The sequence below is a fragment of the Luteipulveratus halotolerans genome (assembly GCF_001247745.1).
In the GTDB taxonomy this organism is placed as follows: Bacteria; Actinomycetota; Actinomycetes; order Actinomycetales; family Dermatophilaceae; genus Luteipulveratus; species Luteipulveratus halotolerans.
The window spans coordinates 3,614,359-3,635,527 of sequence record NZ_LAIR01000002.1 but is presented as its reverse complement, the minus strand read 5'-3'; the positions used below and the strand labels follow the sequence as shown (position 1 = coordinate 3,635,527).

The following is a 21,169-nucleotide window of genomic DNA, read 5'->3' as shown; positions in this document are numbered from 1 at the left end:
TCAGGTATGGCTTCAGACACCTTCACCCTGGCCGGGCACCCCGTTCGTCGCGTCGGCTACGGCGCCATGCAGCTGCCCGGCCCGGGAGTGTTCGGGCCGCCGCGCGACCACGACGAGGCGATCCGCGTCCTGCGCCGTGTCGTCGAGCTCGGCATCAACCACATCGACACCTCCCAGTTCTACGGCCCCGACGTCGCCAACCAGCTGATCCGCGAGGCCCTCCACCCGTACGCCGACGACCTGGTCATCGTGTCCAAGGTCGGTGGCCGTCGGGGCGAGGACGCCAGCTGGTTGCCCGCGCAGCACCCGCACGAGCTCAAGGCCGGCGTCCACGACAACCTGCGCACGCTCGGCATCGACCGTCTCCCCGTGGTCAACCTGCGCGTCATGGGTCCCGAGGGTGCCGAGTCCGACCACTCCGACCACGTCGACCCGGCGGCGTACGCCGACTTCGACGACCAGCTCGCCGCGATGCAGGAGCTCGTCGACGAGGGCTCGCTCGAGGCGTTCGGTGTCAGCAACACCACCACCGAGCAGTCGGCCAAGGCCATCGAGGCGGGTGCGGTGTGCGTGCAGAACGCGTACAACCTGCTGCACCGTGATGACGACGTGACGCTGGGGCTGTGCCAGGACAAGGGCGTCGCGTACGTGCCGTTCTTCCCGCTCGGCTCCGCGTTCCCCGGGATGCCCAAGGTCACCGAGAACGCCACCGTGCAGGCGGTCGCCGAGCGTCGTGGTGCCACGGCGTCGCAGATCGGCCTGGCCTGGCTGCTCGCGCGCGCCGACAACATCCTGCTGATCCCCGGTACGTCGTCGGTCGCCCACCTCGACGAGAACACCGGCGCCCGCGACGTCACCCTCGACGCCGACGACCTCGCCGAGCTCGACAACGCCTGACCCACCCGCTGGTCGAGTAGGCGAGCCCCACAGGGCGAGCCGTATCGAGACCACGGGGTCGACTGCACCTGGTCTCGATACGGGCTCGGCTAGCGCCTCGCCCTACTCGACCAGCGGACGGGGCGAGGGCCGTTTCGAAACCCGGTGCGGCACAGGGAGGCTCGGCCCTCGTCGTACCCGTCACGCCTCGTCGTCGTGATGCGGTACGACGAGCACGGACAGCCGGCTGTGATGGACGAGCGTGTCGGTCGCCGAGCCGCCCCACGAGCCGCGCAGCAACCGCCCGACCGCGGTCGCGACGGTGTGCGCGTGGGTGTGCTGACCGATCACGATCAACCACGCGTCGAGGTCGTGGGCCTCGCGGGTCAGCGCCTTCCACACCTCGCCGGTGGCGGAGGCGTACGACCACGCCCGGTCCGGGAGCCGGACCAGCTCGTGCACGTCGCGGGCCAGCTGCTCGGCGTGCCGTTGCCGCTCGGCGTCCCACTGAGAGGAGTCGGGGTCGACCGGCACGTCCTCGGCGTCGAGCACGTGCACCACGCGCAGGTGCACCTGCAGCCGCTCCGCGAGGTCGACCGCCTGCAGCAGCGCCCGCCGGCTGGTGACGTGGTCGTCGAACCCGACCACGATCGGACCGGTGAAAGGGAGAGGTTGTTCGCTCATGACGACCTGCCTTCGGCGTACCCCTCCAGCATCGCACCGAATCCCGTGGACAGCGCCGTCCTCCCTGTGAGGAAGCGTGAGATCGCCCTCTCGCTTCCTCACGGAGAACGCGCCGGCTCAACCCGCCTCGTCGACCGCCGCGCCGATCACCCGCGCCGCATCGGCGAACGACGCGGGGTCGGGGCCGGAGTAGTTGAGGCGCAGGTACGAGCCCGCCGGCTCTGCGGGGAACCACTCGTGACCGCCCGCGACCAGGACGCCACCGCGCTCGCACCGCTGCACCACCGCGTCCAGGTCGGTGCCGTCGGGCAGGCGGGCCCACAGGTTGAGGCCGCCCGGCGGCAGGTGCTCGACGTGCAGCCGGGGCGCGTGCTCGGCGAGACAGCGGTGCAGCAGGTCGCGACAATCACGCAGCTGGGTCCGCAGACCGCGCAGGTGCGTACGCCACGCGGGCTGGCTCACGACGTCGAGCGCAGCCGCCTGCAGCAGGCCGCTGACGTACATCGACGTGCTCACCTGGTCGCCGAGCAGTCGCTCACGAGCCGGGCCGCGCGCGATCACGGCGGCCACGCGGATGGCCGGCGACACGCTCTTGGTGAGCGACCGCAGGTGCACGACGTGACCGGCGTCGTCGTACGCCGCGAGGGGCCGGGCCGTCGTCGTGATGCCGAACTCGTGGGCCCAGTCGTCCTCGATCAGGAACGCGCCTGCATCACGGACGACCTGGAGGACCTCGTCGGCCCGATCGGGTGTCCACTGCGCGCCCGTCGGGTTGGCGTAGGTCGGCTGGGCGTAGAACACACGAGCACCCGTCTCGGCGAAAGCCCTTGCCAGCTGGTCGGATTCGGGCCCTGCTGGCCCGGACGGCACGGGTACGACGTCGAGCCCGGCGCGGCGCGCGGCGAGGATCGCGCCCCAGTAGGTCGGCGACTCCATCAGCACCGGTCGGTCCGTGCCGGCCAGCGCGCCGAAGATCGACCCGAGCGCGCTCTGGCTGCCGGGAACCACGACGACATCGCTCGGGTGCGGCGGGTTCACGCCCGCGGGCGCTGCCGAGCCGAGCTCGCGGGCGAACCACGACTGCAGCTCGGGCAGACCGGCGACCGGCGGACGCGTGAGCGCCGCGTCACTGCGGGCCGCTCGGGTGAGGGCGGCGCGGACGAGCCGCTCGGGCAGCAGCTCGCGGTCGGGGTACCCCGAGTGCAGCGGGATCGTGTCGTGCGACGCGCTGCGCATCGCCGACGCCACGGCGCCGGGGTGACGCGGTGTGCCGAGCGCAGCGGACTGCCAGCCGTAGTCGGCCGGGCGAGCGGTGCGTACGGCCCGCACGAACGTGCCCACGCCGGGGCGGCTCTCGACCAGCCCCAGCGCGGTGAGCTCACGGATCGCCTTCTGCACCGTCACCGGACTCGCGCCGTGATGGGACACGAGCGCACGGGTCGAGGGCAGCTGGCTGCCGGGTGCGGCGTCCGCGATCCAGTCACGCAGCGCGGACACGATGCGGCTGCTGCTACCGTCATTCATGAAAGACAACAGTAGCGCTACTGCCTCGATCGTCACTCCGGTATCGCCCGGATCCGGCCTCGCCTGGGGCGCTCTCGGCGTCGCCGCCTTCTCGTTGACCGTGCCGCTCACGCGCATCGCGGTCGGTGGGCTATCGCCCCTGTTCATCGGGTCGGCCCGCGCCGTCGTGGCGGCCGTGCTCGCAGCGCTGGCGCTCGCGATCACCAGACAGCACAGGCCGACTCGTCGGCAGTGGGTTCGGCTCGCGCTCGTCGGTGGCGGTGTCGTGATCGGATTCCCGATGCTCACCTCGTACGCGCTCACCTCGGCCCCCGCAGCGCACGGTGCCGTCGTGATCGGCCTGCTGCCTGCGGCAACCGCCGTCACGGCTGTGCTGCGCGGGCGCGAGCTTCCGCCGGTGGCGTTCTGGGTAGCAGCGGGTGCGGGAGCGGTCGTCGCGGTCGGGTTCGCCGGGGCGCAGGGCGGCGGGTTCGGCAGCCTCGGCTGGGCGGACCTGCTGCTGTTCGGCGCCGTCGTCGCGGCGGCGATCGGGTACGCCGAGGGTGGTCTGCTCGCGCGCGAGCTCGGCGCCTGGCAGACCGTCTCGTGGGCGCTGGTCCTCTGCGCGCCGGTGATGCTCGGGCTCGCGGCCGGCTCCGCGCTGTCTCACCCGCCGTCGGCGACCGCGACGCAGTGGGCGGCGTTCGCGTACCTCGCCGTCGTGAGCATGTACCTCGGGTTCTTCGCGTGGTACCGCGGGCTCGCGATCGGGCCGATCGCACAGGTCAGTCAGGTGCAGCTCGTGCAACCGGTGCTGTCCATCGGGTGGGCCGTGCTCCTGGTCGGCGAAAACCTCACTGCTGCAACGGTTCTCGGCGGTCTGGCCGTGATCGTGTGTGCTGCGGCGGCCGTGCGGGTGCGACTCGGGCGGCCGTCGTCACCCGAGGACGAGAGGGAGCCGGTCGGTGAGCGCGCCCAGCGTGGAGGCCTCGTCGGCAGTGGGCGTACGACGACCGGTGCCGAGCAGCAGGACGTCGGCGTCGGGCAGTGAGGCGGGGAACGGCTCGCCGACGATGCGTTCGAGCAGGGCTCGCGTCGCGGCCAGCCCCTCGTCGGACGGCCCGGCCTGGCCCGGCAGATGAGCGATGAGGTCGAGGTGGTGCAGCGTCCACTCCAGCACGTACGCCGACAGGTAGTCGCCCGTGGTCAGCACGAAGCCTTGGGTGCGTACGCGCGTGGCGGGATCGGCGAGCGTCGCGGCGCGGCCCGCGGCCGAGCCGACGTCGTCGAGGTGGAACGTCAGCAGCGACGGGTCCTCGTACGCCGCCGCGAGCCTCACGGTCAGCGCGGCCAGCGGGTCGTCGGCATCGACCGTGTCGGACACCGCCCAGTACGACGCGGCGTCGCGCGTGGGCGCCTCATCGGTCGGGGTGGCGAGCGTGATGAGCACGTCCTGCGCGTCGATCACCAGGTGGCAGACGAGGTCTCGGACGAGCCAGCCCGCGCATCCCGACGGCTGGGTGAATGCGTCGGCGGGCAGCGCGGCTACGGCCCTCCGGAGGTCGTCCCAGGTCTGCGTGAACAGGTCCATGGCTGCCAGGCTAGGCGTGGGCGGCGTGGGCCCGGGTGCGCACGATGTGAGGAGTCGTGAGGTGGTGCTCTCGCTTCGTCACAGGGTGCGGCAGGGGTGGGCTCCCACCCTGTGAGGAGTCGTGAGCTGGTGCTCTCGCTTCGTCACAGGGTGCGGCAGGGGTGGGAGCGACGTCAGCGGCGGCGGGCGACGGCGTACCCCTGCGGCTGGGGCCACTCCTCGCTCTGCGGGACCCGGCCGGCGAACTCGACCTCGAAGCCGGCCGCGTCGAGCCGGCCCGCGACCTCGTCGGCCGAGTGCCACCAGATGTCGAACTCGACGCCGAGGTTGACCGTTCTGCCCCCACGACGCTGCGAGTCGTCGCCCATCTTGTACGCCATCGCGAGGTGACCGCCCGGCTTGACCACCCGCGCGAGCTCACCGAACGCCACGGCTCGGTCGTCGGGCGTGAGATACATCAGCGAGTACCAGCCGAGCGCGCCCCCGAGGGAGGCGTCGGCGTACGGCAGCGCCCGCACGTCTCCCTGCTCGAACGTGAACCCGGGTTGGTCGCGCCGGGCGACCGTGATCATCTCGGGCGACAGATCGAGCCCGCGCGGCGAGAGGCCGTGCGCGGTGAGGAACGGCGCGAGTCTGCCTGTGCCGCAACCGATGTCGGCCACCTCGACTCCGAGCCCGGACTCGCGGACGAGCCGAGCGAACAGCCCGAGCACCGCCTGCTCGACCGGCATCTGCTCGAGCGCGCCGGCGAGCCGCTCGGCGTAGAACTCGGCCAGCACGTCGTGGGCGTCACTCAGCTCTTGGGTCCGCGCGTCCATGGCCGGTGACGCTAGAGCCACCCACCGACAGCGCGACCCGAACCCGCTGGTCGAGCAGGTCGAGTACGCGAGCCCCGACATCGCCGGTCGAGTAGGCGAGCCCCGACCTCGCCGGTCGAGTAGGCGAGCCCCCCAGGGCGAGCCGTATCGAGACCAGGTGACCGCGGCCCGTTGGTCTCGATACGGGCCTCCGCTAGCGCTCCGGCCCTACTCGACCAGCGGTTGTTCGGCGCTCCGGCCCTACTCGACCAGCGGTTGTGCGGGCTCCGCCTAGTCGACCAGCGGGCGTTGTCCGGAGCGCCGTGCGCCGACCTGGTTCGGTGCGGTGTGTGCACTGGTTCGCCTCATGCGCCGGCGCGACGACGTGGTTCACCACACGAACCAGTGCACAGCGTGCTCCGACCCCCCCCCTTGCCGCGCCGGACCTGACCCCGCCGCTGGTCGAGCCCAACCGCGCTGGTCGAGTAGGCGAGCCCCCCAGGGCGAGCCGTATCGAGACCAGGTGACCGCGGCCCGGTGGTCTCGATACGGGCCTCCGCTAGCGCTCCGGCCCTACTCGACCAGCGGTTGTACGGGCTCCGCCTACTCGACCAGCGGTTGTGCGGCTACGCCTGGTCGACCAACGCGGCGGCGGTGCGGGCGGCCTGCTCGACCTTGTCGCGGTACGCCGCCCACGTGGCCTCGTCGTACTCGGGCACGTTGGTGCTGTCCTCCTCCATGCCGGTACGCCCGTCGATGCCTTCGCGGAGCACGTCGACCTGGCCGGCGTGGCGGGCGACCTCGGCGACCATGTGGACGAGCACCTGCTGGAGCGTCACGTCGCCGCCGGAGCCCCACCACGGCACGTGCCCCGGCGCATCGAGCGGGAGTGCCTCGATCGTGGCGTCGGCGTGGGCGGTGACCCGCTCGTACAGGTCGAGGATGTCGGCGCGCGACTCCTCGGGCGTGGCCCACCAGTCGGCCTGTGGGTCATCGTCGTCGTCCCACCACGTCGGCTTGTCGGCGAACGGCCGCTCGAACGTGTCGCCGAAGTATCCCGCCTCACACATCGTCAGGTGCTTGACCATGCCGAGCAGGTTGGTTCCGGTCGGGGTGAGCGGTCGGCGTACGTCGTACTCGGACAGGCCGTCGACCTTCCAGCGGACGGCGTCGCGCGACTCGCGCAGGTACTGGTGCAGGGCGGCCTTGGGCTCGATCCGGGTCATGGCTCGACGCTCTCACCGCCGCGCGGCCACCACCACCGGATTACGGGCGATGCGATAGGACGGTGTCATGACGACGTTCACCGTGGCCGCGGTCTGCTTCCTCGACGCCGACCAGCGACTGCTCACCGTCCGTAAGCAGGGGACGCACATGTTCATGCTGCCCGGCGGCAAGCTCGAACCCGGTGAGTCAGCGGCCGCGGCCGCCGTGCGTGAGATCGGTGAGGAGGTCGGCATCGTGCTCACGGAGGCCGATCTCGAACCCGTCGGGGTGTGGGTCGCGGACGCGGCCAACGAGCCCGGCGCGACGATCCACTCGACGGTGTTCCGCGCGCCACTGACCGGTACGCCGGCCGCAGCCGGTGAGATCGCCGAGCTGCGGTGGGTGCAGCTGCCGGTCACCGACACGACCGGTCTGGCGCCGTTGCTGAGCGCGCACGTCCTGCCCGCCCTGACTCCCGCCTGACCCGGCCCGCACGAAAGGACACCCGATGCTCCTCGACGCCGAACCGTTCTCCGCCTCGGGCGGTCAGCACGGCGCGCTCGTGATCCACGGCTTCACCGGCTCGCCCCAGTCGATGAAGCCGCTGGCCACGGCGTTCGCCGACGCCGGCTTCACGGTCGAGCTGCCGCTGCTGCCCGGCCACGGCACGACCCCGCAGGACATGGCCGCCACTCGCTGGGCCGACTGGTCGGCGACGGTCGAGGCGGCGTACGCCGACCTGGACAAGCGCTGCGAGCGGGTCGTCGTCGCGGGTCTGTCGATGGGAGGGAGCCTCACGGCGTGGCTCGGCCAGCGGCATCCGGACATCGCGGCACTGATCGCGGTGAACCCGCTCATCGACCCGCACGCCCCGATCTGGCAGGCCCTCATCGACGCCGGGAAGGCCGCAGACGGCGACTTCCTCGAGGCCGTCGGCTCCGACATCGCGCTCGAAGGGGTGACCGAGTCGGCGTACGACGCGGTGCCGGTCGCGCCGCTGCTCGACCTCACGCGGCCGCTGGAGGAGATCGCCGACGCGCTGCCGCGGATCACCTCGCCGAGCCTGCTGTTCGTCAGTGCCCAGGACCACGTCGTCGACCCGTCGTCGGCACAGGCGTGGGCGGAGCGTACGAGCGGTGAGGTGGAGGTCGTCGAGCTGGCCGAGTCGTTCCACGTCGCGACGCTCGACCACGACCGTGAGCGCATCAACGCCGGCGCTGTCGAGTTCGCCCGCGCCCACCTCACGGAGGCGGGTCAGGCGGGGCGGCGCCATTCGTAGGGCGTCGTCTCGGACACTTTGACCAGGCCGGACTTCTCCAGGATGGGCCGCGAGAACTCGGTCGAGTCGCTGTTGATCAGCGTCTTGCCCATCGCGATCGCCGAGCGGGCGCGCGCGGCAGTCAGCACCCGGTAGATGCCCTTGCCGCGCCACTCGACGAGCGTGGCGCCGCCCCAGATGCCGGCGAACGTCGTACCGGGCACGGGTTCGAGACGGCCACAGCTCACGACCGCACCGTCGACCTCGGCGACCCACAGCTCCATGCCGTCGCGGCGGGCGAGGCGAGTCAGCAGGGCGGCCGCCATCTCCTCGGCGCGGTCGTCCTCGAACGCGATGTCGGCCATCCGGGACATGGCCAGCACGTCGGCCTCGGAGGTGACGGTGCGCAGTGAGACACCGTCGGGCAGCGGCAGGTCCTGGTCGAGCGCGGCGGCCTCGCCGATCATGATCGACTCCGGCTCGTCGGCGACGAACCCGTGCGCGGTGAGCGCGTCGACGAGACCGGGCGCATCGTCGTGGGCGCGGGTCTTCCACTCGACCCGAGTGATCTCGGGGTCGGCGCGGTAGTGGTCGAGCGCCTCGCCGACCCAGCGCGCGATCGTCGGCGCGTCGGCGCCCCCGAGGTCGGCGTACGTCACGAAGCCACGACCGCCGGCGAACCGCACCAGCCGCAACGGTCCGAGCCTGGTCACGTCGACCGCACTGGGCGTCTCGGCGTCGGTGCGGAGCTCGGCGTCGTACGCCGCGAGCAGGTCAGCAGGAGTCATCACCTGCGTCATCCAACCCGTACGCCGGCGCGGCGGCCAACGAATTCAGCTCGGCAGGTGGCCCATCACGCGGGTCACGCGGACGGCGATGACCACGCGCTCGGGGTTGACGCGCGGCTGGCGGAACCGCTCGGCGTACCTCGCCTCGGCGACCCGCACGGACTCGGCGTCGTCGAGGACGGTGGCGACGCCCTCGATCGTCGACCACCAGCGACCTTCGTACTGGCACAACGCGACGCGTACGCCGGCCGCACCGCCCGCGGCGACGTTGCGGACCTTGCGCGAGGTGCGGGAGGAGATGACGCGGACGAGGGGTTCGTCGGGGTCGAGGGTCGCCGCGACGGGGACGACGTGCGGGGTGCCGTCCGGTCGGGGCGTCGTGAGCGTCTGCAGGTGGCGCTCGGTCCAGAACGCCGTGACGGCCGGGTCGCGCAGGTCGAGGCGCTTGGAACTCATGGCCCCATGGTGGCCGACGAGGATCGTCCCGACTCCGCCGGTTGAGCCGGGCCGGAGCGCTAGCGGAGGCCTGTGTCGAAACCACGGTGACCGCGAGGGAGAGCCTCCTCCCTGTGCGTCACTCGGTTGGTTTCGATACGTCCCCTCGCAAGCTCGGTGACTACTCAACCCAAGTCGACACGGTCTCGCCCCAGGGGCTCGACCGGCTCAACCAAGCGACGCTCGTACCTTGACGGGTACGTACCCATATGGTTACGTAAGAACCATGGACGCCGTCTTCCACGCGCTCGCCGACGAGAGCCGCCGCACGATCCTGGACGCTCTCGCGACCGGCCCGCGTTCGGCGGGCCAGCTCGCCGACGCCCTGCCCATCGCCCGCCCTGGCGTCTCGCGCCACCTGCGCGTGCTGCGTGAGGCGGGCCTGGTCGAGGTCGAGCAGCAGGCCCAACGACGCATCTACTCGTTGCGGCCCGACGCGTTCGCCGACGCCGACGCGTGGCTCGCACGTCACCGCGAGCTGTGGAGCCAGCGCCTCGACGCGCTGCACACCGAGGTGGCGCGCGGCCGGCGTACGGCCCGAAAGACGAGCAGTACCAACACCACTGGGAGGACCACATGACCGACACCACGAAGACGCTCGGCACGATGCACACCTGGTCCGGCGTCGCCGGCGTCCGCCTCGAAGACACCTACGCCACCGACATCGACGACCTATGGGACGCCGTCACCGACCCCGAGCGGCTCGCCCGGTGGCTCGCGCACGTCGAGGGCGATCTGCAGCTGGGCGGCCGCTTCGACATCCGGTTCACCAGCGGCGCCGAGGGGCCGGGCCGGGTCGTCGTCTGTGAGCCGCCAAACCGGCTGGTGCTCGACATGGCGCCCGACGACGACAACGACCCCTCGGTGCTGGAGGCCACCCTGACCGCGGTCGACGGCGGCACCCGCCTGGTCGTCGAGGACCGTGGGCTGCCCGCCGACAAGCTGCCCAACTACGGCGGTGGCTGGCAGGTGCACCTCGAAGACCTGCGGCTCTACCTCGACGGTCGCCCGACCCACCCCGACTGGGGTGTCCGCGCGGACGAGCTGAAGCCGGCGTACCAGGCGATGCAGGTGCAGCAGTCATGACCGCGACGGTGGAGCCGGTGACGGCCGAGCGCGCCGCGCTGGAGCACTTCCTCGACGCCCAGCGCGCCGCCGTTGTCGACATCGTGGAGGGCCTCGACGAAGCGGGCCTGGCGCGTACGACGGTGCCGAGCGGGTGGACACCCGACAGTCTGCTGCGCCACCTGTCGGGTGCGGAGTACTACTGGTTCGGCGTCGTCATGGGCGTCGCGAGCAACGAGAAGGACGACGCGTTCACGGCGGCCGATCAGTACCGCGCGCAGGTGGCGGCATCGGTGCGCGCGATCCGCGACATGCCGCTCGACACCCCGACGAGCGGGCCGGTCGTCGACGGACTCGTCGACGAGGTGACCACGCTGCGCGGCGTCATCCTGCACATGATCGAGGAGACCGCCCGCCACGCCGGCCACCTCGACATCGCCCGTGAGCTGATCGACGGGCAGACCGGGCGCGGCCCGCGCTGACGGTGCGGTCAGACCGGTCGGGCGGCCAGGGTGAGCTCGACCATCGGCAGCCCCTCGACCGGGTGCTGCACCGCCTGCTCGATCACGCTCCGTAGCCGCGCCCACGCCCTCGGGTGCTCCTGCTGGTGGGCCGCCAACGCCTGCGCACTCTCCGCCTCGCCCATGAGTCTGGCCGTCGCGGGTCGGCGCCGCTGGCGGCCGATGCTGACGTGACACCGCGGGGTTGCACGAAGGTTGCGATACCACTGCGCGCGCTCGCCGAACCCGCTCACGATCACGACCACGTCGGGCGACGGTCGGCGTACGACCTCCAGGCACACGTAGCGCGGCTCGCCGGTCGTTCGGCCGACGTGCTCCAGCATGAGCATCCGCGACCCGAGCAACCAGCCGAAACCATTGCGGTACAACGTGATCGGCGCTCTGACCAGCGAGCGTGTCGTCAGTACCTTCGCCATGACCGACCCCACCACGTCCATGCGTTCGACAGTACGCCGTCTCGCAGTCCTTACGCGGGTCGTCGCGGTCCCAACCTGGGTGCCCTACGAGCGCACCGGCGGGAGACGAGCCCGCACCCGCTGGTCGAGTAGGCGAGCCCCACGGGGCGAGCCGTATCGAGACCCGGTGACCGCGGACGTGTCGTCGCCCGGGCACACCGTCACGCAGGTGACCACCACCGATCCGGCCGACGCCGCCACCGCCATGACCAGGATGGCTGCGGTCATCGACGCCCACGACTGGTACGGCCTGGCCGACCTGCTGCACGAGGACTTCACCGTCCGCTTCGTGCACACCGGCGAGACGTTCGACCGCGACGCCTGGGTGCAGCTCAACGCCGACTACCCCGGGTTCGAGCGGCTGACGCTGGAGGACTGCGTCGGCTCCGGTGACCGGGCCGTCGGGCGCTGCCACGTCACGGGCCGCGTGGACGGGGAGGCGCAGGAGTTCGAGGTCGCCTCCTTCGTCACGGTGAAGGACGGGCTCATCGTCGAGCTGACCGAGGTGTGGGCCGATGTCGACGCCACCCCACCGCCCGGCACCCGCCCGACAGCATGAACGTCGACCAGCAGCGCCAGGACTACGTCGCCGCCCTCGACTGGGTGAGCGGGCTGATCGCGGCGACGCGGCCCGATCAGCTCGGGCTGCCGACGCCGTGCGTCGAGTTCGATGTTCGTGCCCTCATCGGGCACCTGATCGGGACGGCCCTGCGCGGTCGAGGCACGGTGACCCGCGCCTACCTCCGAGGCACGCCCCACGTCGTCACGGACGTCGCCGACGCCGAGCTCGCCCCGACCTTCTCTGGTCTCGCTGCCGAGATCGCCCGGGCCGCAACGGATCTCAGGTCGGACGAGCTGGTGACGGCGGCGTGGGGAGAGTGCTCCGCGTACGACGCGTTGCGTGGTTTCACCGTCGAGACCGTCACCCACGGCTGGGACCTCGCCGTGGCCACCGGTCAGGACCCGACGGTCCTCGACGCCGTCGCGGCCAGGCTGCTGGCGTCGTCGACGGAGCTCGTCCCGACCCGGCTCCGCGGGGTGATGTACGACGACGCCGCGCCCACCGCGTCGTCGTCGGCGACCGAGCGGCTGGCGTACGCCCTCGGGCACCAGCGGGTCCGTGGGGAATGAGGAGACCGCGCCGCCCCGCCGCGGCCCCACGCGCCAGGCGATTCAGGCGAGCTCGGCGGCGACCCGATCACGGGAGCGGACCGCCCACGAGCTGGTCGTGATCAGCGCGAGGGCCAGGATGCCGAGGCCGCAGGCCAGCATGAGCGCCCACGCGCCGTGGCTCGACGCCGCGAGGCCGGTGCTCGTCGGGCCGTCGAGCCGTCCGAGCGTGACCGCCCCGAACACCGCGACCCCGAGCGAGGTCCCGACCTGACGGCTCGTCGACGCGACGGCCGACGCCACGCCGGCCTGAGCGCGCGGCATACCCGACACGGCGGTGTTGGTGATCGGGGCGTTGAGGGCACCGAAGCCGACACCGAACGCCACGTACGCGACGGCCAGCACGGCGTACGACGTGTCCGACCTCAGCGTCAGCAGGATCAGCGCCGAGACGGTCATGCCGGTGCCCGCGACGAGCACGGGCAGGCGCGGTCCGCGGGCGCCCACGACCCGCCCCGAGAGTGGCGAGCAGACGGCGGTCATGCCGGCCATCGGCAGCGTCATCAGCCCCGCCTCCAACGGCGAGAGGCCCCGGACGTCCTGCAGGTACAACGTGTTGAGGAACAGGAAACCGCCCATCGCGGCGAACCCGAGCACGGCCGTGACGACCGCACCGGAGAACGGCACACTGCGGAAGAACCGCGGGTCGAGCAGCGGCTCGGGCCGGCGCCGCTCGTACGCCACCAGCACCGCGAGCGCGAGGGCGGCGAGCACGAAGCAGCCGACGACGGCGGCCGACGTCCAGCCGAGGCCACGGCCCTCGATGATCGCGTACGTCAATGAGGCGAGCAGCACGATCACGGCGAGCTGGCCGACCGGGTCGAAGCGGCGGGCGCTCGCGGCCCGTGACTCGGGGACGAACCGCGCGGTGAGCAGCAGTGCCGTGAGCACGACGGGGATGTTGAGCCAGAAGATCGCCTGCCAGCTGATCGCGTCGACGAGCGCGCCACCGACGACGGGGCCGAGGGCGAGGGACAGGCCGACCGTGCCGCCCCACATGCCGATGGCCTTCGCGCGCTCGCGGGGGTCGTGGATCGTGTTGGTGATGATCGACATCGCGACCGGGTTGAGCATCGAGCCGCCCACGGCCTGCAGCATCCGCGCGCCGATCAGGAAGCCGATCGAGGGGGCGAGCGAGCAGAGCAGCGAGCCGAGCCCGAACAGCGTGAGCCCGATCCGGAACACGCGCCTGCGCCCGAACCGGTCGGCCATCGACCCGGCCAGCATGAGCAGGCTGGCGAGCACGAGCGTGTAGGCGTCGATGACCCACTGCAGCTGTGAGTACGACGCCGACAGGTCGGCCTGGATCGACGGCAGTGCCAGGTTGAGGCCGCTGGTGTCGATGCCGACGATGAACAGGCTCATGCAGCAGATCGCGACGACGGTCCAGCGTCCGCGTGAGTCGAGCTCGTGCGCGGCGACCGTGGGTGCCGAACGGGTGGTGATCACGACAGCCCACCCGCCTGACCGGCCTGCAGCTTGTCGAGCAGCCGTGCGAGCTCGCGGCGTTCGTCACGGGTGAGCACGTCCATGAGCGGCGGGGCGCCGTCCTCGAGCGAGCGCACGTCGTCCAGCCAGGCGAGGCCGGCAGCGGTCGCGGTGACGAGCTTGACCCGGCCGTCGTCGGGATGGGGCTCGCGGGTGGCGAGGCCGTGCTTGACCAGGTCGTTGACGATCACGGTCATCGCGGGCGCGTCGACGCCCATCGCCGCGGCGAGCTCGCGCTGGCTGCGCGGCTGCTGCTCGACGCGACGGAGCGCGCGGTAGCGGCTGTACGGGACGGGCAGCTTCTGCTCGAACCGCTCGGCGAAGTACCACTTGTGGTCCATGACGATGCCCATCATCGACAGCCACAGACCGACCGGAGTGGGTTTGGTTGTGTGCATGCAACTATTGTGATCACACAACTATATGAATGTCGAGCGCCTCCCTGATCTGGCCGAGTGCGCATGTCGCGCTAGTTGAGCGAGCTCCGAACTAGCGCGACATGCGCACTCGGCCCGGCAGGGGAGCGCGACATGCGCACTCGGCCCGGCGACTCAGCCGATGAAGATGCAGAACGGGTGGTCGGCCGGGTCGGCGAACACGTAGAGCGGCTCGTCCTCGTCGTCCGACCGGTCGTACAGCAGTCGTGCGCCGAGCTCGAGCGCCCGGTCGCGCTGCCGCGTCAGCGACGGGAGGTCCGGCGCCGTCATGTCGAGGTGGAGCATCTGACGCTGGCGGGTCCCGCCGTCGAAGCCGGGCTCCGGCGACCACACGGGCGGGTCGTAGTCGTCGACCTTCTGCAGCGCCATCCCACGCCCGCTCGACCCGTCCTCGTCACCGGCGGGGCGGATGACCAGCCAGTCCTCGTCGGGCGTCGGCTCGACGTCGCCGGCGCGGTAGGTGTAGCCGAGCAGTGCGCAGTAGAAGTCGCCGAGCACTCTCGGGTCGGGGCAGTCGAGCACGACCTGCCGGACGAACGGGTGGTCGCTCATACCTCGACCGTACGCCGGTCCGCGCGCCTCGTGCGGACGCGCGGACCGGCGTACGGGTGACTCACTCAGTCGAGCACCGCGAGGTCGAGGTCGCGCAGCCGGTCGGCGTCCCCGATCACGTCGATGCGCGCGATCAGATCGCCGTCGAACGCGAACGCCAGCGCCACGAACAGCCGACCCTGCGGTGCCATCACCAGCCCGACGGCCCCGGCGACGAGCGCCGGCCCGGTGAATCGCGCCCGCCCGGACGACGCCATCGCCCCGCGCGCGACGGGTTCGGCGCCGCGGATCACCACGGCGCGGCCGGTCGGGAGGGCGGCAGCGTCGGCGTACAGCTCGACGTCGGGATGCAGCAGCCGTACGAGTGCCTCGAAGTCACCGTCCCGCGTCGCCGCGAGGTAGGCGTCGACGACCCGTCGTTGGCGGGCGACGTCGGGCTCGCGTACCGCACTCGCACCGCCGCGGACGCGACGCCGGGCGCGCGACGCCAGCTGGCGGGCTGCGGTCGGCGTCCGCCCGACCAGCGGTGCGATCTCGTCGAACGGCACCCCGAACGTGTCGTGCAGCACGAACGCGAGCCGCTCCGGGGGCGTGAGCGTGTCGAGCACGACGAGCAGGGCCAGTCCGACCGAGTCGGCCATGACGGCCTCCTGCTCGGGCGTCTGCTCGGCGACGGGCTCGGGTGCGCGCTCGTACGACGTCTCGCGCCGTCGGTCGCGTGAGCGCAGCATGTTGAGGCTCACCCGCGCCACGATCGTGGTCAGCCAGCCGGCCACGTTGTCGACGTCGTCGGCGTCGGCCCGGCTGACCCGCAGCCACGCGTCCTGCACAGCGTCGTCCGCCTCGGCCATCGAACCGAGCATCCGATAGGCCACGGCCCGCAGCCGTGGTCGGTGCTGCTCGAACTGCGTGGCGAGCCAGTCGGTCTCGTTCATCGCGGTCACATCCCCGTGTCGGTCGGTGTCACCCGGATGACCCCGCGGCGCCCGGCGATGTGACCGGGCCGCACACCCTGACCGAAGGAGACCGTCATGACCGCACCGATCCTGCTCACCGGAGGCACCGGCACGCTCGGGAGCCTCGTCCTGCCGCGACTGCGTGCCCACGGGTACGACGTCCGCGTCCTCTCGCGACGGCCGCGCGATCCGCAGGACGGCGTCGAGTACGTCACGGGCGACCTCTCCACGGGCGAGGGTGTCGAGGCCGCGGTCGACGGCCTCGAGACCATCGTGCACCTCGCGGGGACCGCCAAGGGTGATGACGTGAAGGCGCGCAACCTCGTACGTGCCGCCTTGCGCGTCGGGCGACCGCACCTGGCGTACATCTCGGTCGTCGGTGCCGACCGGGTGCCGGTCGAGAGCTTCATAGACCGTGGGGCGTTCGGCTACTTCAAGGCCAAGCGCGATGCCGAGCTCATCATCGCTGAGTCGGGCCTGCCGTGGTCGACCCTGCGCGCGACGCAGTTCCACCAGTCGATGATCGCGATGTTCGACGCCATGACGAAAATGCCTGTGGTTCCGACGTTCTCGGGCGTCCAGTTCCAGCCGGTCGATGCATCGGAGGTGGCCGACCGACTGGTCGAGGTCGCCCTCGGCGAGCCGGCCGGACTCGTACCCGAGGTGGCCGGCCCGCAGGCGTACCCCATGAAGCAGCTACTTCGCGCGTACCTGAGCGCGAAGGGCAAGCACCGCCTCACGATGCCGATCCGCCTGCCCGGCAAGGCCTTTCGAGCCCACCGGGCAGGCGCCAACCTCAACCTGGAGCGCGCTGTCGGCGTACGCACCTGGGAGCGGGCGTTGGCCGACCCCCGGTGAAGGGAGCGAACATCGTCGCGTGGGGCGGGTGTCGCAGCGGCGTACGGCCGTTCGTGGAGGTGGCGTGAGACCGACAACGGGTCGGTCGCCTGACATCGGAGACCACGATGAGCTCGTTCACCGCAACCCAGACCGCCGCGACGCCCGTGACCGGCGTCCGTACCTCCTACCGCGCCCTCGTCGGCGCCGGCCTCGCCGCCACCGTGACGGCAGCGCTTGCCACCACGCTCGTCGCCGCTGCGGGGAGCGCAGCGGGCATCAGCCTGGACGTCGCCGGCGAGCCGATCCCGGTGCCCGGTTTCGGCGTGATGACCGCGATCTTCTCGGTCGTCGGGATCCTGATCGCGGTGGCGTTCGCGCGCTTCGCGTTCCGGTCACGGACGGCGTTCGTGCGGACGACGGTCGCGCTCACCGCCCTGTCGTTCGGCCCCGACCTCGCTGCTGACGCCGGGTCGGCCACGAAGGCGCTGCTGATGACGACGCACGTCGTCGCGGCCGCGATCGTGATCCCGGCCATCGCCCGCCGCCTCACCGACTGATCTCCGTCACCTCCAGACCAGTTGACGGTGTGTCACACCGCGACGTGCAGCGCGCGGTGTGACACACCGCTGCGCTGGTGAGAACGACGGCCGACGCGACCCCGTCCGTTGACGGGGCCCCCGACATCCGGTGGGGTCACCGTCAATGCGCAGGGTGCGGTACGCCGCCCGCCCGCGTACGCCGATCCGCCCGCCTCAGAGGTCGACCTGGCCGCGGCCCTTCTTGATCTCGCCGCGTCGCTTCTTGGCCGAGATCCGACGCTCCTTCGACCCACGCGTCGGCCGGGTCGGCCGTCGCTTCGGCGCCGGCGGTGCGGTCGCCTCGCGCAGCAGCTGGGCCAGGCGCTCGCGGGCGGCCCGCCTGTTGGCGAGCTGGCTGCGGTACTCGCTCGCCGCGATCGTCAGCTCACCGTCGACGAGTCGGTGGGCGAGCCGGCCGAGCACCCGCTCACGCAACGCGTCGGGGAGAGCCGACGACCGGCGTACGTCGAAGGTCAGCTCCACCCGCGAGTCGGCTGTGTTGACGCCCTGGCCTCCCGGGCCCGAGCTGCGCGAGAAACGTTCGCGCAGCTCACCGGCCGGGATCACCAGCCGGTCGTTCACCACGAGGTCGTCCGCCACGCTCGCAGTATGGCGCCGTGCCGGCCGGGCCGCGACGGACTTCCCGGCCGGCACGATGTGAGGAACCGGGAGCCGGAGCGCACGGTTCCTCACATCGAGCGCGAGCGGCTGCCGAGCTCACGCGGTCCACGCCACCGCGCCGCGTGCGGTGTACGCCGACCGCAGCAGTCGGGTGAGCACGTCACTCGCGACGGCGCCGTGGAAGCCGCTCGCCACCTCGGTGACCTGCACCTGACCGGCCGCGACCTCCGCCTCGCCGAGCACCGCCATCACGGCATCCCGTCGCTGCCGGCTCGCGCGGATGCGAGCGCCCAGCGAGCCGTCGTGCTCGACCCGGACGCGCAGGCCCGCGGCACGCAGGTCGTCAGCCACCCGGCGCGCCGCGTCGTCCTGGTCCGGTCCGACGGGCATCACGCACACCTGGGTCGGCGCGAGCCACAGCGGCAACCGGCCGTCGTACCGCTCGAGCAACGAGGCGACGACGCGTTCCATCGAGCCGACGGTGCCGCGGTGGATCATGACGACACGCTGCTGCGAGCCGTCGGCCGCCGCGTAGGTCAGGTCGAACGCCTCGGGCTGGTTGAAGTCGAGCTGGACGGTGGCGATGGTCTCGTCGTGGCCGCGTCCGTCGCGCACCTGCAGGTCGAGCTTGGGTCCGTAGAACGCGGCTTCCCCTTGTGCCTCAACGACTTCCGGTACGCCGACCGCGGCGACCGCCTCGCGCAGCGCCTGCTCGGCGGCGGCCCACTGCGCCGGTTCGCCGAGGTAGGCGGGGCTGTCGTCGCGACGGGACAGCCGCACGTAGTCGATGCGCATCCCGAGCACCTCCTGGGCGTGCAGCGCCGACTGCAGCGCTCGTCGCGCCTCGTCCGCGACCTGGTCAGGGCGGCAGAACACGTGGGTGTCGTCGAGGTTGATCTGGCGCACACGACTGAGCCCGGACAGCACGCCCGACCGCTCGGCGCGGAACATCGGTGCCAGCTCGTGATACCTGATCGGCAGCTCTCTGTACGAGTGCTGCTGGGCGGCGTAGGTCAGCGCGTGGTGTGGGCAGTTGGCCGGCCGCAGCACGAGCTCCTCGTCATCCGATCCGCCGCCACTGAGCGGCATGGTCGGGAACATGTCGTCGGCGAACTTCGCCCAGTGGCCGGAGCGCTCGTACAGCGCACGTTTGGCCAGGACGGGCGAGTAGACCTCCTGGCAGCCGTCGGCGCGGGCGATGTCGGCGGCGAGGCGTTCGAGCTCGGACCGGATCACGGCGCCGTCGGGCAGCCAGAGCGGCAGACCGCTGCCGACGAGCGGGTCGGTCGCGAATACGTGCAGGTCCTGGTTGAGCTCACGATGGTCGCGGCCGGGCGGCGCGTCGTACGAAAGTGCTTGCGGTTGCTGGTGATTCATCGGTTCTCCTGTGCGATCGTGCCGTGGAGCGATGCGCGGGAGCAACAGCAAAGCCCCGGAGCGTCGCTCCGAGGCTGGTGTGCGGGTGAGTGCAGCAGGTCAGCGCCGGAGTGGATCCGGCGTCGTCGTCAGCTGCTGCAGGTGCATGTCGTTGAGCGTACGCCGCTGCGCGCCTCGACGCGACCTCATGCGTCGTCCGAGAGCGGAGACGCAGCCGGTGAGGGCGAGGTGCGCGTGCCCGGCGAGCCCACGTACGAGGACGCCGCCCGCACCTTCACGGCCGGCACGCGTCCGAGCCGGATCGTGTGTGTCGAGGCCAGCAGCGGCACTCCCACGGCGACGACCAGGCCGATCGCCGTCCACACCATCACGTGGGCTCCGGCGAGCGACGAGTCCAGCGGTGCCGTCATGCCGAGCACGACGCAGCCGGCGACGAGCGCCTGGGTGCGTCGGCGCACGAGCCACAGCGACGCCGCGAAGGGCACGAACCACAAGGCGTACCAGGGGTGCACGACCGGGCTCAGGACGAAGGCGGCCAGCGTGACGAGCCCGGTGGTGCGTACCGCGGAGCCGCCGTGACCGGTCGGTGCGGTGAGAGCGAGCCAACCGGCGGCTCCGAGCGCGAGCAGTGACCCGAGTGCGCGGGTCGCGGGGAGTACGACCGCGCCGGCGTCGTGGGCCCCGAGCCCGACCAGCAGCGAGCCGAGGCCGCTGCCGAGCATCGTCGGCGCCGACAGCGGTGTGTGCACGACACCCGGCACCGAGAGGGCGTGCAGCCAGCCGATACCCAGTCCGGGCAGCACACCCGTCGCGAGCAGAGTGCCGACGCTGACGGCACCCACCGCCGCGAGTCGGCCGAGACGTTGAGCGAGCGTGGCGCCGGCGCGCAGCGACACGAGCGCGATGCCGATGCAGACGAGTCCGCCGGGCAGCTTCACCGAGGCGGCGAGGCCGGCCAGGCCGGCAGCGACCAGCCACGACTCGGGGCGTTCGCGGTCGAGAGCGACCGCGAGCGCTGCGACCGCCAACCCCACCATCAGCAGGTCGTTGTGCAGGCCGCCGACGCCGTGCGCGAGCACCAGCGGGCTCGAGATGGCGAGCGCCGAGGCGAGTGCCGGGTCGTGGCCCGCCGCGCGCGCCAGGCGTGGCACGGCCCACGCGAGCAGCAGCAGCCCGGCGACCGCGCACAGGCGGTGCAGCACCACGAGCAGCCACGGGTCGCGGGTCACGCTCGCGAACCACGACCCGAGCACGAGCGGCAACGGACCGTACGGCGACGGCGTGTCCATCCACATCGGGTCGACGCGCTCGACCAGGGCGCCGCCGAGCACCCGGGGTCCGTGGTCGTACGGCGACACGTCGCGTCGCACCATCTCGCCGAGCGCTGCGTACGACCACCCGTCGCGGCTGAACAGGGGCGGTGCGATGAGCAGGGGACAGGCCCACCAGGTGGTGGCCCGGCGCACCTCGTCCAGCCGGGTGTGCAGGTCACGGCCGGTCGACCCTGTTCGACGCAGCAGGTCCAGCCAGGCCCAGGTGAGCAGGCCGAGCCCGACGACGGTCACGCAGAGGCCGAGCATGCGGCCCGGCATCGACTCGCCGACCTCGACCCACGGCGCGAACACCGTGCGTGCGATCGACGTGGGCAGAGCGGTCGTGATGAGACCACCGACGACGACGAGGGTGGCGCCGACGACTCCGCGTGCGATCACGCGGCTGAACGTACGGCGCCTCGCCTGCGCGACACCGGATCCGCCGTGAACCGCGTGTGAACATCGCTGGATCGGTGTGGGGCATCGCCGGCTGACCGCTTGACCTCACTGCGCCGCGACCGTCGAATCCGGCGGTCGGCAGGGGGTTCGGAGATGAGTGTGCACTGGTTCGTGTGGTGAGCCACCGCGCCCGTGGCTC

26 protein-coding genes are annotated in these 21,169 nt (G+C 71.9%); 11 read left to right on the top strand and 15 right to left on the bottom strand.

Annotated elements, in window-relative coordinates:
* The first annotated feature begins 6 nt into the window (after positions 1 to 6).
* A complete protein-coding gene (locus VV01_RS18300; protein WP_050671149.1) occupies positions 7 to 897 on the top strand; it encodes an oxidoreductase in 891 nt (296 codons plus the stop codon).
* Between the two features lie 180 nt (positions 898 to 1,077).
* Here VV01_RS18300 and VV01_RS18295 read toward each other — a convergent pair whose 3' ends face one another.
* Positions 1,078 to 1,560 carry a universal stress protein gene (locus VV01_RS18295; protein ID WP_071606437.1) on the bottom strand — a complete coding sequence of 161 codons (483 nt, stop codon included), beginning with the start codon at positions 1,558 to 1,560 and terminating at the stop codon, positions 1,078 to 1,080.
* A gap of 117 nt (positions 1,561 to 1,677) precedes the next feature.
* Complete coding sequence (locus VV01_RS18290) at positions 1,678 to 3,084, bottom strand: aminotransferase-like domain-containing protein (RefSeq protein WP_050671147.1); 1,407 nt, start codon at positions 3,082 to 3,084, stop codon at positions 1,678 to 1,680.
* Here VV01_RS18290 and VV01_RS18285 point away from each other — a divergent pair.
* Positions 3,083 to 4,114, top strand: coding sequence for a DMT family transporter (locus VV01_RS18285; RefSeq protein ID WP_082221083.1), 1,032 nt, complete (start codon positions 3,083 to 3,085; stop codon positions 4,112 to 4,114). The two genes, VV01_RS18290 and VV01_RS18285, sit on opposite strands and share 2 nt — an antisense overlap.
* Here the strand turns inward: VV01_RS18285 and VV01_RS18280 are convergent.
* The 3 genes from VV01_RS18280 to VV01_RS18270 all read right to left on the bottom strand — a co-directional run bounded on the left by VV01_RS18280 (position 4,001) and on the right by VV01_RS18270 (position 6,677).
* The gene (locus VV01_RS18280; protein ID WP_050671146.1) at positions 4,001 to 4,654 is read right to left on the bottom strand and encodes a maleylpyruvate isomerase N-terminal domain-containing protein; all 654 of its coding nucleotides are present in this window, start codon (positions 4,652 to 4,654) and stop codon (positions 4,001 to 4,003) included. The two genes, VV01_RS18285 and VV01_RS18280, sit on opposite strands and share 114 nt — an antisense overlap.
* Before the next feature lie 173 nt (positions 4,655 to 4,827).
* Complete coding sequence (locus tag VV01_RS18275; RefSeq protein WP_050671145.1) at positions 4,828 to 5,472, bottom strand: class I SAM-dependent methyltransferase; 645 nt, start codon at positions 5,470 to 5,472, stop codon at positions 4,828 to 4,830.
* Between the two features lie 605 nt (positions 5,473 to 6,077).
* Positions 6,078 to 6,677, bottom strand: coding sequence for a DinB family protein (locus tag VV01_RS18270; RefSeq protein WP_050671144.1), 600 nt, complete (start codon positions 6,675 to 6,677; stop codon positions 6,078 to 6,080).
* Between the two features lie 67 nt (positions 6,678 to 6,744).
* Here VV01_RS18270 and VV01_RS18265 point away from each other — a divergent pair, with 67 nt between their 5' ends.
* Entirely contained in the window at positions 6,745 to 7,140 is a 396-nt protein-coding gene (locus VV01_RS18265; protein WP_050671143.1) for an NUDIX hydrolase, read from the top strand.
* Between the two features lie 25 nt (positions 7,141 to 7,165).
* Positions 7,166 to 7,936, top strand: coding sequence for an alpha/beta hydrolase (locus tag VV01_RS18260; protein ID WP_050671142.1), 771 nt, complete (start codon positions 7,166 to 7,168; stop codon positions 7,934 to 7,936).
* Here VV01_RS18260 and VV01_RS18255 read toward each other — a convergent pair.
* A complete protein-coding gene (locus VV01_RS18255) occupies positions 7,912 to 8,703 on the bottom strand; it encodes a GNAT family N-acetyltransferase (protein WP_197275204.1) in 792 nt (263 codons plus the stop codon). The two genes, VV01_RS18260 and VV01_RS18255, sit on opposite strands and share 25 nt — an antisense overlap.
* Before the next feature lie 45 nt (positions 8,704 to 8,748).
* Positions 8,749 to 9,159 carry a TIGR03618 family F420-dependent PPOX class oxidoreductase gene (locus VV01_RS18250; protein WP_050671140.1) on the bottom strand — a complete coding sequence of 137 codons (411 nt, stop codon included), beginning with the start codon at positions 9,157 to 9,159 and terminating at the stop codon, positions 8,749 to 8,751.
* A 265-nt stretch (positions 9,160 to 9,424) separates the two neighbouring features.
* On the opposite strand from VV01_RS18250, the gene VV01_RS18245 reads away from it, so the two are divergent.
* The 3 genes from VV01_RS18245 to VV01_RS18235 are packed head-to-tail and all read left to right on the top strand — an operon-like array spanning position 9,425 to position 10,745.
* Positions 9,425 to 9,778: an ArsR/SmtB family transcription factor gene (locus VV01_RS18245; protein WP_050671139.1), complete on the top strand. Its 354-nt coding sequence runs from the start codon at positions 9,425 to 9,427 to the stop codon at positions 9,776 to 9,778.
* Complete coding sequence (locus VV01_RS18240; RefSeq protein ID WP_050671138.1) at positions 9,775 to 10,284, top strand: SRPBCC family protein; 510 nt, start codon at positions 9,775 to 9,777, stop codon at positions 10,282 to 10,284. The genes VV01_RS18245 and VV01_RS18240 overlap by 4 nt, the downstream gene beginning before the upstream one ends.
* Complete coding sequence (locus VV01_RS18235) at positions 10,281 to 10,745, top strand: DinB family protein (protein WP_050671137.1); 465 nt, start codon at positions 10,281 to 10,283, stop codon at positions 10,743 to 10,745. The genes VV01_RS18240 and VV01_RS18235 overlap by 4 nt, the downstream gene beginning before the upstream one ends.
* Positions 10,746 to 10,753: 8 nt before the next feature.
* On the opposite strand, the gene VV01_RS18230 is transcribed toward VV01_RS18235, so the two are convergent.
* Entirely contained in the window at positions 10,754 to 11,200 is a 447-nt protein-coding gene (locus VV01_RS18230) for a nitroreductase family deazaflavin-dependent oxidoreductase (RefSeq protein WP_231635274.1), read from the bottom strand.
* A 208-nt stretch (positions 11,201 to 11,408) separates the two neighbouring features.
* Here VV01_RS18230 and VV01_RS18225 point away from each other — a divergent pair, with 208 nt between their 5' ends.
* Both VV01_RS18225 and VV01_RS18220 read left to right on the top strand, forming a co-directional pair.
* A complete protein-coding gene (locus tag VV01_RS18225; RefSeq protein ID WP_197275102.1) occupies positions 11,409 to 11,798 on the top strand; it encodes a nuclear transport factor 2 family protein in 390 nt (129 codons plus the stop codon).
* The gene (locus tag VV01_RS18220) at positions 11,795 to 12,370 is read left to right on the top strand and encodes a TIGR03086 family metal-binding protein (protein ID WP_050671134.1); all 576 of its coding nucleotides are present in this window, start codon (positions 11,795 to 11,797) and stop codon (positions 12,368 to 12,370) included. Before VV01_RS18225 ends, VV01_RS18220 begins: the two co-directional genes overlap by 4 nt.
* Positions 12,371 to 12,412: 42 nt before the next feature.
* Here VV01_RS18220 and VV01_RS18215 read toward each other — a convergent pair whose 3' ends face one another.
* The 4 genes from VV01_RS18215 to VV01_RS18200 form a co-directional block, all read right to left on the bottom strand.
* Complete coding sequence (locus VV01_RS18215) at positions 12,413 to 13,858, bottom strand: MFS transporter (RefSeq protein WP_050671133.1); 1,446 nt, start codon at positions 13,856 to 13,858, stop codon at positions 12,413 to 12,415.
* Positions 13,855 to 14,295 carry a MarR family winged helix-turn-helix transcriptional regulator gene (locus tag VV01_RS18210; RefSeq protein WP_071606436.1) on the bottom strand — a complete coding sequence of 147 codons (441 nt, stop codon included), beginning with the start codon at positions 14,293 to 14,295 and terminating at the stop codon, positions 13,855 to 13,857. The genes VV01_RS18215 and VV01_RS18210 overlap by 4 nt, the downstream gene beginning before the upstream one ends.
* A 153-nt stretch (positions 14,296 to 14,448) precedes the next feature.
* Entirely contained in the window at positions 14,449 to 14,886 is a 438-nt protein-coding gene (locus tag VV01_RS18205; protein ID WP_050671132.1) for a VOC family protein, read from the bottom strand.
* A gap of 65 nt (positions 14,887 to 14,951) precedes the next feature.
* Positions 14,952 to 15,821, bottom strand: a complete 870-nt coding sequence (locus VV01_RS18200; protein ID WP_050671131.1) for a sigma-70 family RNA polymerase sigma factor — start codon at positions 15,819 to 15,821, stop codon at positions 14,952 to 14,954.
* Positions 15,822 to 15,917: 96 nt separating this feature from the next.
* On the opposite strand from VV01_RS18200, the gene VV01_RS18195 reads away from it, so the two are divergent.
* Both VV01_RS18195 and VV01_RS18190 read left to right on the top strand, forming a co-directional pair.
* Complete coding sequence (locus VV01_RS18195; protein ID WP_050671130.1) at positions 15,918 to 16,700, top strand: SDR family oxidoreductase; 783 nt, start codon at positions 15,918 to 15,920, stop codon at positions 16,698 to 16,700.
* Between the two features lie 107 nt (positions 16,701 to 16,807).
* On the top strand, positions 16,808 to 17,239 hold the full coding sequence (locus VV01_RS18190; RefSeq protein ID WP_050671129.1) for a DUF6069 family protein: 432 nt from the start codon (positions 16,808 to 16,810) through the stop codon (positions 17,237 to 17,239).
* Positions 17,240 to 17,434: 195 nt separating this feature from the next.
* Here the strand turns inward: VV01_RS18190 and arfB are convergent, their stop codons facing one another.
* From arfB to mptB, 3 genes are all read right to left on the bottom strand, one after another.
* Positions 17,435 to 17,860: an alternative ribosome rescue aminoacyl-tRNA hydrolase ArfB gene (gene arfB, locus VV01_RS18185; protein WP_050671128.1), complete on the bottom strand. Its 426-nt coding sequence runs from the start codon at positions 17,858 to 17,860 to the stop codon at positions 17,435 to 17,437.
* 117 nt (positions 17,861 to 17,977) lie between these two features.
* A complete protein-coding gene (gene thrS / locus VV01_RS18180) occupies positions 17,978 to 19,258 on the bottom strand; it encodes a threonine--tRNA ligase (RefSeq protein ID WP_050671127.1) in 1,281 nt (426 codons plus the stop codon).
* A gap of 185 nt (positions 19,259 to 19,443) precedes the next feature.
* A complete protein-coding gene (gene mptB, locus VV01_RS18175; RefSeq protein WP_269431151.1) occupies positions 19,444 to 21,042 on the bottom strand; it encodes a polyprenol phosphomannose-dependent alpha 1,6 mannosyltransferase MptB in 1,599 nt (532 codons plus the stop codon).
* Positions 21,043 to 21,169 lie beyond the last annotated feature (127 nt).

Coding starts and splice junctions, on each gene's coding strand:
- VV01_RS18295 (WP_071606437.1), bottom strand. CDS start 1,560: ATGAGCGAACAACCTCTCCCTTTCACCGGTCCGATCGTGGTCGGGTTC.
- VV01_RS18230 (WP_231635274.1), bottom strand. CDS start 11,200: ATGGCGAAGGTACTGACGACACGCTCGCTGGTCAGAGCGCCGATCACG.
- VV01_RS18285 (WP_082221083.1), top strand. CDS start 3,083: ATGAAAGACAACAGTAGCGCTACTGCCTCGATCGTCACTCCGGTATCG.
- VV01_RS18235 (WP_050671137.1), top strand. CDS start 10,281: ATGACCGCGACGGTGGAGCCGGTGACGGCCGAGCGCGCCGCGCTGGAG.
- VV01_RS18240 (WP_050671138.1), top strand. CDS start 9,775: ATGACCGACACCACGAAGACGCTCGGCACGATGCACACCTGGTCCGGC.
- VV01_RS18195 (WP_050671130.1), top strand. CDS start 15,918: ATGACCGCACCGATCCTGCTCACCGGAGGCACCGGCACGCTCGGGAGC.
- VV01_RS18300 (WP_050671149.1), top strand. CDS start 7: ATGGCTTCAGACACCTTCACCCTGGCCGGGCACCCCGTTCGTCGCGTC.
- VV01_RS18290 (WP_050671147.1), bottom strand. CDS start 3,084: ATGAATGACGGTAGCAGCAGCCGCATCGTGTCCGCGCTGCGTGACTGG.
- VV01_RS18205 (WP_050671132.1), bottom strand. CDS start 14,886: ATGAGCGACCACCCGTTCGTCCGGCAGGTCGTGCTCGACTGCCCCGAC.
- VV01_RS18275 (WP_050671145.1), bottom strand. CDS start 5,472: ATGGACGCGCGGACCCAAGAGCTGAGTGACGCCCACGACGTGCTGGCC.
- thrS (WP_050671127.1), bottom strand. CDS start 19,258: ATGAATCACCAGCAACCGCAAGCACTTTCGTACGACGCGCCGCCCGGC.
- VV01_RS18255 (WP_197275204.1), bottom strand. CDS start 8,703: ATGACTCCTGCTGACCTGCTCGCGGCGTACGACGCCGAGCTCCGCACC.
- VV01_RS18200 (WP_050671131.1), bottom strand. CDS start 15,821: ATGAACGAGACCGACTGGCTCGCCACGCAGTTCGAGCAGCACCGACCA.
- VV01_RS18250 (WP_050671140.1), bottom strand. CDS start 9,159: ATGAGTTCCAAGCGCCTCGACCTGCGCGACCCGGCCGTCACGGCGTTC.
- VV01_RS18265 (WP_050671143.1), top strand. CDS start 6,745: ATGACGACGTTCACCGTGGCCGCGGTCTGCTTCCTCGACGCCGACCAG.
- VV01_RS18270 (WP_050671144.1), bottom strand. CDS start 6,677: ATGACCCGGATCGAGCCCAAGGCCGCCCTGCACCAGTACCTGCGCGAG.
- VV01_RS18220 (WP_050671134.1), top strand. CDS start 11,795: ATGAACGTCGACCAGCAGCGCCAGGACTACGTCGCCGCCCTCGACTGG.
- VV01_RS18210 (WP_071606436.1), bottom strand. CDS start 14,295: ATGCACACAACCAAACCCACTCCGGTCGGTCTGTGGCTGTCGATGATG.
- VV01_RS18245 (WP_050671139.1), top strand. CDS start 9,425: ATGGACGCCGTCTTCCACGCGCTCGCCGACGAGAGCCGCCGCACGATC.
- VV01_RS18280 (WP_050671146.1), bottom strand. CDS start 4,654: ATGGACCTGTTCACGCAGACCTGGGACGACCTCCGGAGGGCCGTAGCC.
- VV01_RS18190 (WP_050671129.1), top strand. CDS start 16,808: ATGAGCTCGTTCACCGCAACCCAGACCGCCGCGACGCCCGTGACCGGC.
- VV01_RS18260 (WP_050671142.1), top strand. CDS start 7,166: ATGCTCCTCGACGCCGAACCGTTCTCCGCCTCGGGCGGTCAGCACGGC.